The 13,590-nt window shown below is 57.5% G+C and carries 9 protein-coding genes; 1 reads left to right on the forward strand and 8 read right to left on the reverse strand.

Annotation, left to right across the window (positions count from 1 at the left end; all coding sequences use genetic code 11):
- Window positions 1-44: 44 nt before the first annotated feature.
- The 4 genes from pyrG to rlmD form a co-directional block, all read right to left on the reverse strand.
- The gene (gene pyrG / locus FHW04_RS12010; protein ID WP_031374736.1) at window positions 45-1,682 is read right to left on the reverse strand and encodes a glutamine hydrolyzing CTP synthase; all 1,638 of its coding nucleotides are present in this window, start codon (window positions 1,680-1,682) and stop codon (window positions 45-47) included.
- Window positions 1,683-1,911: 229 nt separating this feature from the next.
- Complete coding sequence (gene mazG / locus FHW04_RS12015) at window positions 1,912-2,700, reverse strand: nucleoside triphosphate pyrophosphohydrolase (protein ID WP_031374735.1); 789 nt, start codon at window positions 2,698-2,700, stop codon at window positions 1,912-1,914.
- A gap of 115 nt (window positions 2,701-2,815) precedes the next feature.
- Entirely contained in the window at window positions 2,816-5,047 is a 2,232-nt protein-coding gene (gene relA, locus FHW04_RS12020) for a GTP diphosphokinase (protein ID WP_031374734.1), read from the reverse strand.
- A 20-nt stretch (window positions 5,048-5,067) separates the two neighbouring features.
- Window positions 5,068-6,396 (reverse strand): 23S rRNA (uracil(1939)-C(5))-methyltransferase RlmD, encoded by a 1,329-nt coding sequence (rlmD, locus tag FHW04_RS12025; RefSeq protein ID WP_031374733.1) that lies wholly within the window; start codon window positions 6,394-6,396, stop codon window positions 5,068-5,070.
- 92 nt (window positions 6,397-6,488) lie between these two features.
- On the opposite strand from rlmD, the gene barA reads away from it, so the two are divergent.
- Entirely contained in the window at window positions 6,489-9,218 is a 2,730-nt protein-coding gene (barA, locus tag FHW04_RS12030) for a two-component sensor histidine kinase BarA (protein WP_031374732.1), read from the forward strand.
- A 100-nt stretch (window positions 9,219-9,318) separates the two neighbouring features.
- On the opposite strand, the gene FHW04_RS12035 is transcribed toward barA, so the two are convergent.
- From FHW04_RS12035 to gudD, 4 genes are all read right to left on the reverse strand, one after another.
- Entirely contained in the window at window positions 9,319-10,458 is a 1,140-nt protein-coding gene (locus FHW04_RS12035) for a glycerate kinase (RefSeq protein WP_031374731.1), read from the reverse strand.
- 75 nt (window positions 10,459-10,533) lie between these two features.
- The gene (gene garR, locus FHW04_RS12040) at window positions 10,534-11,418 is read right to left on the reverse strand and encodes a 2-hydroxy-3-oxopropionate reductase (protein ID WP_046289597.1); all 885 of its coding nucleotides are present in this window, start codon (window positions 11,416-11,418) and stop codon (window positions 10,534-10,536) included.
- Window positions 11,419-11,437: 19 nt separating this feature from the next.
- Window positions 11,438-12,208, reverse strand: a complete 771-nt coding sequence (gene garL, locus FHW04_RS12045) for a 2-dehydro-3-deoxyglucarate aldolase (RefSeq protein ID WP_031374730.1) — start codon at window positions 12,206-12,208, stop codon at window positions 11,438-11,440.
- A gap of 43 nt (window positions 12,209-12,251) precedes the next feature.
- Entirely contained in the window at window positions 12,252-13,583 is a 1,332-nt protein-coding gene (gudD, locus tag FHW04_RS12050; protein ID WP_031374729.1) for a glucarate dehydratase, read from the reverse strand.
- Window positions 13,584-13,590: the final 7 nt, after the last annotated feature.

Raw genomic sequence — 13,590 nt, forward strand, 5'->3', positions numbered from 1 at the left:
TAAGACAAACAACGCGCGAAAAGTTCGCGCGCTGCTCGTGAATCTTACTTCGCTAAACGCTTCTGATGCTCATGTGCCGCTTTCACGAAGCCGGCAAACAACGGATGGCCATCACGTGGTGTCGAGGTAAACTCCGGGTGGAACTGGCAAGCCACAAACCACGGATGGTTCGGGATTTCGATAATCTCAACCAGTTGATCATCCCCTGAGCGACCCGCAACCCGCAGACCGGCTGCTTCAATCGGCTTCAGCAGCATGTTGTTAACTTCATAACGATGGCGATGGCGCTCAACGATGGTGTCAGAACCGTACAGCTGGCGAACCTGGCTGCCCGGCGTTAACTGACACTGCTGGCTGCCCAGACGCATGGTGCCGCCCAGATCGCTCTGCTCGCTGCGCACTTCAACGTTGCCGTTTTCGTCACGCCATTCGGTAATTAACGCCACTACCGGATATTTACAGTCTGGCACAAATTCAGTGGAGTTGGCGCCTTCCATCCCGGCGACGTTACGGGCGAACTCCATCAGTGCCACCTGCATGCCAAGACAGATGCCGAGATACGGCACGTTATTTTCACGTGCGTACTGCGCGGTCATCAGCTTGCCTTCGACGCCACGGTAACCGAAGCCACCAGGAATCAGAATCGCATCCAAATCTTTCAGTAATTCGACACCGCGTGATTCGACATCCTGCGAGTCGATCAGTTTGATGTTCACGGTGACGCGATTTTTCAGGCCGCCGTGCTTCAGCGCTTCAATCACCGATTTGTAGGCATCCGGCAATTCAACGTACTTGCCCACCATCCCGATGGTGACTTCACCGCCCGGATTGGCTTCTTCGTAAATCACCTGCTCCCACTCGGCCAGATTGGCTTCCGGTGCATTCAGATTGAAGCGTTTGCAGATGTAGTCATCCAGGCCCTGCGACTTCAGCATGCCCGGGATCTTGTAAATCGAATCGACATCTTTCAGCGAAATAACCGCTTTTTCCGGCACGTTACAGAACAGCGCGATTTTGGCGCGTTCGTTGGCTGGCACGGCGCGGTCAGAACGGCAGATCAGCACGTCAGGCTGAATACCGATAGAGAGCAGCTCTTTGACCGAGTGCTGGGTCGGTTTGGTTTTCACTTCACCGGCTGCTGCCATATACGGCACCAGCGTCAGGTGCATATACATGGTGTGCTCACGGCCTACATCCACCGCCATCTGACGAATGGCTTCAAGGAAAGGCAGTGATTCGATATCGCCGACCGTGCCGCCGATTTCGACCAGCACCACATCGTGGCCTTCGCCGCCTTCAATGATGCGCTCTTTAATGGCGTTGGTGATGTGTGGAATCACCTGAATAGTGGCACCCAGATAGTCGCCGCGACGTTCTTTACGCAGCACTTCAGAGTAGATACGGCCAGTGGTGAAGTTATTACGACGCGACATTTTAGTGCGAATGAAGCGCTCGTAGTGACCCAAATCCAGATCGGTTTCAGCCCCATCATCAGTGACGAAAACTTCACCGTGCTGAGTCGGGCTCATGGTGCCTGGATCCACGTTGATATACGGGTCCAGCTTCATGATGGTCACGTTAAGACCACGGGCTTCGAGAATGGCTGCGAGGGAGGCTGCGGCAATGCCTTTACCCAGAGAGGATACGACCCCGCCGGTCACAAAAATATAATTCGTTGTCATGCTGAACCTGAGAGTTTAGGTTTAAAGACGGTGGAATAACCAGGACGGGAAAACAGTATACTGGAAACCGCTATCAGCCACAATTGATGAATCACAGCCATCCTCCAACGCAGTGCTGCGGCTAACATAGCGGATAGCCGTTAATGAAATGTTGATGTACGTCACAAAGTTGTCGCCGCGCTGAATCGTGTAAGCTCAAGCGGCGATTTTATACACAGCGCTGGAATAATCAGCATTTCTCGCTGATTTTCACCTGCTGCCAGGCCGCTTCCATCTGTTCCAGCGTGGCGCCAGGCATGCTCAGCCCCTGCGCGGCAATGATCGCTTCAACCTGGCGGAAGCGGCGCTCAAACTTGTCATTAGCCTTTTGCAGCGCGGTTTCAGCTTTGCTGCCAAGATGGCGCGACAGGTTCACCGTGGCGAACAGCAGGTCACCGATCTCCTCCTCCAGCTTCTGGCTGTCCACCACACTTTGCTGCGCCTCGTGCATCACTTCATCGATCTCTTCGTGCACTTTGGCGACCACCGGCCCCAGCGTGTCCCAGTCAAAGCCGACATTGTGGCAACGCTTCTGGATTTTATGGGCGCGCATCAGCGCCGGCAATGCTCTGGGAATATCGTCCAGCGCCGAATGCTGGGCTTTTTCCGCCCGCTCGGCAGTTTTTATCGCTTCCCAGTTTTTCAGCACCTCGCCGCTGGTTTCCGCGCTGGCGTCAGCAAAAATATGTGGATGACGGCGCTCCAGCTTGTCGCTAATGGCGTGGCAGATATCCTCGAAGGTAAAGCGATCCTGCTCGCTGGCCATCTGGGCATAAAACACCACCTGGAACAGCAGATCGCCCAGTTCGCCGCGCAAATCGTCAAAATCCTCGCGCTGGATAGCGTCCAGCACTTCATAGGTCTCCTCCAGCGTATACGGGGCGATGGTGGCGAAGGTCTGCTCACGATCCCACGGACAGCCGTGTTGCGGATCGCGCAGGGTTTTCATAATGCCAAGCAGGCGATCGATGGCGTTCATTCAGGAAAATCCTTTGCGGTTGGTCTTGAGGTGGCGCGTATACGGCGCCTGAAGTGCAGCACGCCAGCCCGGCCGTTCGCCTCTGCGGCGAAAACCGGACCGGCGGCCAGTAGTATCAGTGTAAACGGCGGGCGTCGATGATATCAGAGACCTGATTCAGGCGTGCCAGTACCCGTCCCAGCACCTGATGGTTATAAATCTCGATATCCATGTCGATAGTCGCCAGCTGCTTTTTGGTATCGCTGCGGCTCGACACGCCCAGTACATTGACTTTTTCATTGGCGAGGATGGTGGTGATATCGCGCAGCAGCCCGCTGCGATCGTTGGCTGTCACCCGTACCACCAGCGAATAACCGCTGGAGTAACTTTCACCCCATACCGCGTCAACGATGCGTTCCGGCGCATGGGAGATCAGCTCAGCCAGCTGGTCACAGTCGGCACGGTGAATCGAAATACCGCGCCCCTGGGTAATAAAGCCGACGATATCGTCGCCCGGAATCGGCTGGCAGCAACGTGCAATGTGGTGCATCAGGTTGCCCACGCCCTCGACCACCACGCGCCCGCTCTCTTTGCGCGACGGTGGCGTGTAGGACTTCTGGGTCAACTGGCGCAGCGCTTCGCGGTCTTGCTCTTCGGCGCTCGGCTTGTTGAGCCGGGCCTGCAGGAAATTAACCATCTGGTTAAGGCGAATATCACCACCACCAATCGCCGCCAGCAACTCCTCCAGAGAAGTAACGTTATAGCGCGGCAGCAGCAGCTTCTCCGCTTCACGCAGGCTGATATCCAGCTGATTCAGCTCGTTATCCAGAATCTGCCGTCCGGCGATGATGTTCTTATCGCGATCCTGCTTGCGGAACCAGTTGTGAATCTTTGACCGGCCGCGGCTGGTGGTGATATAGCCGAGGTTAGGGTTGAGCCAGTCCCGGCTCGGGTTCGGCTGTTTCTGAGTGATCACTTCAACCTGATCGCCCATCTGCAGTTGATAGGTAAACGGCACGATACGGCCGCCGATTTTTGCGCCGATGCAGCGGTGACCGATGTCACTGTGGATGTGGTAAGCGAAGTCGAGCGGCGTTGAGCCGGCGGGCAGATCCACCACATCCCCTTTCGGTGTAAACACGTACACCCGGTCATCGAACACCTGGCTGCGCACCTCTTCCAGCAGTTCACCGGAATCCGCCATCTCTTCCTGCCAGCTGATCAGCTTACGCAGCCAGGCGATACGCTCTTCATGCCCCGCTGCGCCGCGTGCGCTGCTGGAAGTCGGCCCCTCTTTATATTTCCAGTGCGCCGCTACGCCCAGCTCGGCATCTTCGTGCATCTGGCGGGTACGGATCTGGATCTCCACCGTTTTACCCTGCGGGCCTAACACCACGGTGTGAATTGACTGGTAGCCATTTGGCTTGGGGTTTGCCACGTAGTCATCAAACTCGCTCGGCAGATGACGATAAAGCGTGTGGACCGTGCCCAGCGCGCCGTAGCAATCCTGTAAGCGCTCAGCGACGATGCGCACCGCCCGCACGTCGAACAGCTCATCGAAAGCCAGCGACTTCTTCTGCATCTTGCGCCAGATACTGTAGATATGCTTCGGCCGGCCATAGACTTCGGCACGTACGCCCTCTTTGGCCATCTCTTTACGCAGATTGTTGACGAAGTTGTCGATGTACTGCTCACGGTCAATGCGTCGTTCATGCAGCAGTTTGGCGATGCGTTTGTATTCGTCGGGATGCAGATAGCGGAAGCAGTAATCTTCCAGCTCCCACTTCAGTTGACCAATGCCGAGCCGGTTGGCCAGCGGCGCATAGATATTGGTACTCTCTTTAGCCGCCAGCACTCGCTCATCTTCCGGCGCGTCTTTCATTTCGCGCAGGTTCATGATGCGTTCGGCCAGTTTGAGCACCACGCAGCGGAAATCTTCCACCATCGCCAGCAGCATCCGGCGGACGTTATCCACCTGCTCAGACGCCATCGAGTCATTGTGAATCGCTTTCAGCTGACGGATCGCGTCCATATCGCGCACGCCATGCACCAGCGAGACAATGCCTTTGCCGATGGTTTTTTCCAGATCTTCTTCGCTCACCACTTCATCGTTAGCCAGCGGGAAGATCAGCGCCGCACACAGGCTTTCAATATCCATACTGAGCATCGAGAGGATTTCGACCATCTCGATGCCGCGCCACAGCAGCAGCGACTGATCGGGATGGCCCTGGGTTTGCGCTTCACAGTAGCGCCAGGTTTCGGCGACGCGTTGACATGATTGCGGGTTAGCAATACCGAGACTGGCGATCCACTGGTCGAGGGCGAATTCCCCCTCAGTATTTAAATGCGCACTTCTGACCGCAACCATATCCTCTCCTGCACAGCGACTTAGCCCATCGCTTCTGTTTTTCTGAACAGCACCATGGATTCGAGATGACGGGTATGAGGGAACATATCCAGCATCGCGACCCTTTCCAATTGGTAGCCCGCTGACAGCAATGTCTGGCTGTCACGCGCGAGTGTGGTGGGATTACACGAAACATAGACCACGCGTTCTGGTGCAAGTTTAACCACATGCGCCATAACGCCAGCAGCCCCGGCACGAGCCGGATCGAGTAATACCTTGTTAAATCCCTGTGCCGCCCACGGCTGGCGCGACACGTCTTCCTCCAGGTTATGCTGGAAAAAGCGAACATTTTTAAGATTATTCAGCTCAGCATTATACGCTGCCTGCCGTACTAATGCTGCAATGCCCTCCACACCAACTACATTTTGTACGAAGATTCCGATAGGAAGTGTGAAGTTTCCCATACCGCAAAACAGGTCCAGCACCTGGTCTTCCGGCTGCAGATCGAGCCAGCTTAGCGCCTGTGCCACCATCTGCTGGTTCACCGCATCATTTACCTGAATGAAATCCTGTGGACTGAAGGTTAGCTTAAGTTGATGAGAGTGATAAAACGGCTTCGCTTCGGTTAACGGCGTTAATGTCTCATCACCTGCATCCAGTAACAGCATCAGCTGATGCTTATGCGAAAACTGTTCCAGCTTTTCACGGTCTTCCGCCTGCAGCGCATCAAGATGGCGCAGGATCATCAGTGGACCGTTGTCCGCCAGCACCAGCTCAACGTGGCCGAGGCGCCTGACGGCGCGTAAGCCACTCAGGCACTGACGCAGCGGCGTGATCAATGCCTCAAGTTCGGGCATCAAAATGGGGCATTGCTGGATATCGACCAGATCGTTGCTCGCTTCCTGGCGGAAGCCCATCTGCAGGCGCTGCTGCTTGTTGTGCCACTGCAGGCCCAGCCGGGCGCGACGGCGATAGCCCCAGGGCTCACCGGCAATCACCTCATCAACCGCCACCGGCTGCTGTGCCGCCTGGCTCAGCATCCGGCTCAGCGCCCGGGCTTTGCTCTGCTGCTGCAGTGCCACTTCCACATGCTGCTGCTGGCAGCCACCGCAACGCTGAAAATGCGGACAGCGCGGCGTGACGCGCGCCGGACTGGTGTTTAACAGCCGCGTCACTTTCGCTCGGGCAAATTGCCGTTTATCCTCTGTCAGCGTAATTTCTGCCTGTTCGCCAGGCAGCGCACCGCTGACAAAAATGGTTTTGCCTTTATGACGCGCCACGCCCTGCCCGAACGGATCAAGCTCTTCAATGGTGACGGTAAGGCGTTGTTGCGTCGCCACGCGCTGTTTTGCAGCGTAAAATTGCGCCATAGTGTTGTTAATTCTCTTTCTCTAAAAACGATGTGCACAGGTTTGTCGACGGATGCACAGGGACGTTAAGCCGGAGTAGCCAGGCGACTATTATGACCAAATACAGCCTGCGGGCGCGAATGATGATTTTAATCCTGGCACCCACGCTGATGGTTGGCCTGCTGCTCAGCTCATTTTTTGTGGTGCATCGCTACAACGAACTGCAACGGCAGGTGATGGATGCCGGTGCCAACATCATCGAACCGCTGGCGATCTCCAGCGAATACAGCATGACCTGGCATAATCGCGATGCGATGCGCGAACTGGTCAGTCTGCTGCACCGCCGCCACTCCGGTATTGTCCGGGCGATTTCGGTGTTCGACAACCATAACCAACTCTACGTCACCTCCAACCACAAGCAGAACCTGAGCCTGCTGCAGCAGGATGATATTCGCGCCCTGCCCGATGATGTCTCAATGGAACGGCACGGCAGTCTGCTGATTCTGCGTACCCCGATTACCACCGAACGCTATGACGTGGACGAATTACCGGATGAAGATGCCAAACCGGCGGGTAATCCGCTGGGCTATGTGGCGATTGAGCTGGATCTGCAGTCGGTGCGGCTGCAGCAGTACAAAGAAGTGTTTGTCGCGACGCTGATGCTGCTGTTCTGTCTCTGTATTGCGATGCTGTTCGCCTACCGCCTGATGCGCGACGTCACCGGCCCGATCCGCAATATGGTCACCACCGTGGACCGGATTCGTCGGGGTCAGCTCGACAGCCGGGTCGAAGGCTACATGCTGGGGGAGCTGAGCATTCTTAAAAACGGCATCAACGCGATGGCGATGTCGCTTACTGCCTACCACGAAGAGATGCAGCATAATATCGATCAGGCGACCTACGACCTGCGCGAGACGCTGGAGCAGCTGGAGATTCAGAACGTTGAGCTGGATCTGGCGAAAAAACGGGCACAGGAAGCCGCCCGCATCAAGTCCGAATTTTTAGCCAACATGTCGCATGAACTGCGCACGCCGCTGAATGGCGTACTCGGCTTTACCCGTCAGATGCTTAAGACCCAGTTGCGCGCCACCCAGCGCGATTACATGCAGACCATTGAGCGCTCGGCCAATAATCTGCTCAGCATTATCAACGATGTACTCGACTTCTCGAAGCTGGAAGCGGGCAAGCTGATGCTGGAGGCGATCCCCTTCCCGCTGCGCGCCACGCTAGATGAAACCCTGGTGCTGCTGGCACCGTCGGCCCATGACAAAGGTCTGGAGCTGACGGTAGTGTGCGACAGCAGCGTACCGGATAACGTGATTGGCGACGCGCTGCGCCTGCAGCAGATCCTGATCAACCTGATTGGCAACGCGATTAAATTTACCGAAAAAGGCACCATTGGCCTGCGCGTCGGACAGCGGGTAATCACCCATACCCGGGTCGAGCTGGAAATTCAGGTCGAGGATACCGGTATCGGCATCTCTGAGCAGCAGCAGACCCAGCTGTTCCAGGCGTTCCGTCAGGCGGACGCCAGCATTTCTCGCCGTCACGGCGGGACCGGACTGGGGTTGGTGATCACCCAGAAACTGGTGCGGGAGATGGGCGGGGAAATCACCTTCAGCAGCCAGCCCGATCACGGCTCCACCTTCGTGATTCGGGTGCAGTTGGATCTCAACCCGAATGCGCCAGGTATGCCACGGGTGCTGGAGGCGCTGTCGCATGCGCGTATCGCCTATGTGGAAGCCAATCCTGCAGTAGCCCGGGCGGCACTGGAGATGTTAAGCGCGACGCCGCTGCAGATCGATTACAGCGAGACGCTGGAGGGCTTAAGCGAGGCGCACTATCCGCTGCTGCTGATGGCGATGCCGGTTAATGTCAGCCAGCATCAGTTACTGGCGGAAAGCCAGATTAATGCCCTGCTGGATCGGGCCGATCATGTGCTGATGGCACTGCCCAGCCCGATGATGCTGCTGGCCGATGAGCTGAAGGTGCGCGGCATTGATAGCTGTATCGCTAAACCGATCTCTCTGACCCGCCTGCTGCCGATGTTGCTGGATCTGCACACCCGTCAGAGCAGTGAACTGCCGCTTTCGCCGCGCCTGCCGTTAACGGTGATGGCGGTGGATGACAATCCGGCCAATCTCAAGCTGATCGGCGCTTTACTTGAGGAGCAGGTACAACGCATCGTGCTGTGTAACAGTGCCGAACACGCGATTCGCGAAGCCCGCCAGCAGGCGCTGGATGTGATCCTGATGGATATTCAGATGCCTGATATTGACGGTATCCGCGCCAGCGAAATCATTCGCAGCCTGCCACATCATGCCAGTACGCCGATTGTCGCGGTCACCGCCCATGCGATTGACGGCGAGCGCGAACAGCTGATTAAAGCGGGGATGAATGACTATCTGGCCAAACCGATTGATGAAAGTAAGCTAAGCCAGCTCCTGGCGCGCTACACGCCACCGCCAGCCGCCGCAGTTCCGGAACTGCCGCACATTCTGCCGACGCTCGACTGGCAGCTGGCGCTGCGACAGGCAGCCAACAAGCCGGATCTGGCGCGCGATCTGCTGCGGATGCTGCTGGAGTTTTTACCTGAGGTCCACGCAAAAATCGCGCAGTTTATGGCCAGTAATGAGGTGAGCGCGCTGCGTGAGATCATTCACAAGCTGCACGGCAGCGCCAGCTACAGCGGCGTGCCACGCATGAAGCAACTTTGCCATCAGCTGGAGCGCGAACTGCTTCAGGCCAGCGATATTGCCGCGCTGGAACCTGAACTGCTGGAGTTGCAAGATGAGATGGAGAATGTCGCCAGAGAAGCCCGGCGGATACTGGGCGTCGAATAATACCGGCACGGCATTGCCCTGCTGCCGCACCGGCGGGTGACTCAGCCTTCATCAGACAGCGCGTCATCAGCAATGCCGACGCGCTGAATTGCCCGCCCGGTTAGCGGAAACCGGCCAGCTTCAGCGTCGCCGCGACGTTACGTGCGGTCAGCTGGACGTTCCTGCCGGCGCTGGCCAGCGCCTCGTCCAGTGAACAGATGCTGTAGAGCACGCTGAATACCGCATCAATACCGTGCTGATGCACCACGCCGACATCCGCCGTCAGGCTGCCAGCGATGCCGATTACCGGCTTATTGAAGCGTTTTGCCACGCTGGCGACGCCAATCGGCACCTTGCCATTAATACTCTGGCTGTCGATGCGCCCTTCACCGGTAATCACCAGATCGGCGTCCCTGACCTGTTCCGCCAGCCCCAGCGCTTCGGTGACAATCTCAATACCGCGGCGTAAATCAGCCTGACAAAACGCATGCAGCGCCGCTCCCATACCTCCCGCCGCGCCACCGCCGGGAATATGCAACACATCGATATCCAGATCGCGGTGAATAATCGCCGCGTAGTGGGCCAGCGCCTGGTCAAGCTGCTGCACCAGCGCCGGCGTCGCCCCTTTTTGCGGGCCGAAAATCGCCGAGGCACCCTCTTCGCCGGTCAGCGGATTGGTCACATCACAGGCCACCTCGATCCGGCACTGTGAAATGCGGCTATCCAGCTGGCTGATATCAATCGAGGCGAGGTCAGGCAGTGCGCCGCCGCCATAACCGATTTCACTGCCCTGGGCGTTCAGCAGTCGGGCACCGAGCGCCTGCATCATGCCAGACCCGCCGTCATTGGTGGCGCTGCCGCCGATGCCGATAATGATATGTCCGACGCCCTTATCCAGCGCGTTTTTAATCAGTTCGCCGGTGCCAAAGGAGGTGGTCACCCGCGGATCGCGTTGCGCGGCGGGCACCCGTTCGAGGCCACTGGCAGCCGCCATTTCGATATAGGCCGTGCGCTCGTCACCGGACAAACCATAAAAAGCGTCGACCTGCGCGCCAAGCGGCCCGGTAACCTTTAACCTGACGATTTTTCCTTTCGTCGCCGCCACCATCGCTTCTACCGTGCCTTCACCACCGTCGGCGACCGGTATTTTCACATAATGCGCATCGGGGAAAATTTCACGGAAACCCGTTTCTATCGCCGATGCCACATCCAGGGCGGACAAACTCTCTTTATATGAATCCGGTGCGATTACGATTTTCATAGGCAATCCGAGCGCTGTTAAGGGATTGAAATGCTCTGAAACCAGTCCGGCATCCGCAGACACCGGCACCGGGTTTTAGCGGGCGATTTCAACCTTCGCTAACTTCTCATAATAGCAGGCAAGCGCGCTGTGGTCGGATGAACCCTGACCATCATTACGCAGCGCCTGCATCATCTCCATCACCGCCGCCGTCAGCGGCAGGTGCGCGCCAACGCCGTGTGAGGTATCCAGCGCATTCGCCAGGTCCTTGATATGCAGATCAATACGGAAGCCGGGCTTAAAATTGCGATCCATCACCATCGGCGCTTTGGCGTCCAGCACGGTACTGCCCGCCAGGCCGCCACGGATCGCCTGATAAACCAGATCCGGATTAACGCCCGCCTTGGTTGCCAGTGATAACGCTTCGGACATCGCGGCAATGTTCAGTGCCACAATCACCTGATTAGCCAGCTTGGTCACGTTGCCCGCCCCGATATCGCCGGTATGGACCACCGAGGCCGCCATCGCTTTCATGATGTCGTAGCAGTGATCGAAGACCGCTTTGTCGCCGCCCACCATCACTGACAGCGTGCCTTCGATCGCTTTGGGTTCGCCGCCGCTGACCGGCGCATCCAGCATTTTGATCTGCTTTGTCGCCAGCGCATCGTGAACTTCGCGGCTGGCAAGCGGGGCGATTGAACTCATGTCGATCACAATCAGGCCCGGTTTTTCCGCCGCGATAATGCCCTCTTCGCCGAGACAGACCTCTTTGACCTGTGGCGAATTAGGCACCATGGTGATCACCACGTCACACTGCTCAGCCAGCTCTCTGGCTGATTTCGCAACGGTCGCGCCCAGCTCAACCAGTTCCGCTTCGTTCTCAGGATTATGGTCACGGACCACCAGCGAATAACCGGCTTTCACCAGATTTTTACTCATTGGTTTGCCCATGATTCCCAGGCCGATAAATCCAATTTTCATTGCGTTTCCCCTTGATTGATTAGCGCTTAAATTTGTCGCAAAGCGCCTGTGTGGCGTTGCGGAACACACCGAGATCGCTGCCGACCGCCACGAAGGTTGCGCCCCATTCCAGGTAGCGGCGCGCATCGGCTTCCACCGGCGCCAGAATGCCGCTGGGTTTGCCCGCGGCTTTGGCGCGTTCGAAGATGTGTTTAATCACTTTCAGCACTTCCGGGTGTGCTGGCTGACCGAGATAGCCGAGAGCGGCGGAGAGATCGCCCGGGCCAACAAAGATGCCGTCAACTCCATCTACCGCTGCGATGGCGTCGATGTTGTCCACCGCCTGCTGGGTTTCAATCTGCACCAGCACGGTGATGTTGTCGTTGATGCTGCTGTTGTAGTCCGGCAGGGTGCCGTACATGTTGCTGCGATGCGAAACCGACACGCCGCGGATGCCGGCGGGAGGATAGCGGGTTGATGCCACTGCGCGCAGCGCTTCCTCTTCCGTCTCAACAAACGGCACCAGGAAGTTACTGAAGCCGATGTCGAGCAGCCGCTTGATGATTACCGGCTCATTGCAGGGAGGACGCACCACGGGCGCACTGTGACTGCCCTTCAGCGCCATCAGCTGCGGCACAAAGGTGGTGATATCGTTTGGCGCATGTTCGCCATCCAGTACCAGCCAGTCAAAACCGGCCAGACCTAAAATCTCGGTAGAAATCGGGCTGGCAAGCGCACACCAGCTGCCGATCAGGGTTTCACCCGCTAACAAACGACGACGAAATCCATTCGGCCAGGCTGCATTACTCATGGTTAACTCCTGTGGCGGTGGCTCCCCGGGGGAGCCGAAAAGGTTAACGTACCAGGCAGGGACGTTTATTGTCGTAGGTCCATCCCGGCACCAGAAATTGCATCGCCTGAGCATCATCGCGTGCGCCCAGCCCCTGCTTCTGATACAGCGCATTGGCCTGCATCACCTGATCCATATCCAGCTCAACGCCGAGACCCGGTTTCTGCGGCACCTGCACCATGCCGCCTTTGATCTGGAACGGCTCTTTGGTCAGGCGCTGATTGCCCTCCTGCCAGATCCAGTGGGTATCAATCGCGGTGATTGCGCCCGGCGCGGCGGCGGCAACGTGGGTAAACATCGCCAGCGAAATATCGAAGTGGTTATTCGAGTGCGAACCCCAGGTCAGGCCAAAGTCATGGCACATCTGCGCAACCCGCACCGAGCCCTGCATTGTCCAGAAATGCGGATCGGCCAGCGGAATATCGACCGACTGCAATGACAGCGTATGGCCCATCTGCCGCCAGTCGGTGGCGATCATATTGGTGGCGGTCGGCATACCCGTGGCGCGACGGAACTCCGCCATCACTTCCCGTCCTGAGTAGCCCTGCTCTGCACCACAGGGATCTTCAGCGTAGGCCAGCACATTTTTCAGTTGCTTACCCAGCATGATGGCTTCGTTCAGCGACCAGGCGCCGTTAGGATCGAGGGTGATACGCGCCTCGGGGAAACGCTTCGCCAGTGCGGTAACTGCTTCTGCCTCTTCGCCACCGCGCAGTACGCCGCCCTTCAGTTTGAAATCGTTAAAACCGTATTTTTCATAAGCCGCTTCCGCCAGCCGTACCACCGTCTCCGGGGTTAACGCCTCTTCGTGGCGCAGGCGATACCAGTCACAGGGATCGCTCTCCTGGCTCTGATAAGGCAGGGACGTCTTGCGGCGGTCGCCGATATAGAACAGATAGCCGAGCATCTCAACGCGGTCGCGCTGTTGTCCGTCACCCAGCAGCGAGGCCACATTCACCTCCAGATGCTGACCCAGCAGGTCGAGCAGCGCCGCTTCAATGCCGGTCACCACATGGATAGTGGTGCGCAGATCAAAGGTCTGGGTGCCGCGCCCGCTGGCATCCCGATCGGCAAAGGTGCTGCGCACCAGGCTGAGGATGTTTTTGTATTCACCCACAGTTTTGCCAATCACCAGCGAAGCCGCATCTTCCAGCGTCTGACGGATTTTTTCACCGCCCGGGATTTCGCCGACGCCGGTGTGGCCAGCGTTATCCTTGATAATCACAATGTTGCGGGTGAAGAACGGCGAATGCGCGCCGCTGAGGTTAAGCAGCATGCTGTCGTGGCCGGCAACCGGAATGACCTGCATGGCGGTAACTTTCGGTGTTGAACTCATCTCCTGC

The organism is Pantoea sp. AN62 (assembly GCF_050432985.1).
In the GTDB taxonomy this organism is placed as follows: Bacteria; Pseudomonadota; Gammaproteobacteria; order Enterobacterales; family Enterobacteriaceae; genus Pantoea; species Pantoea brenneri.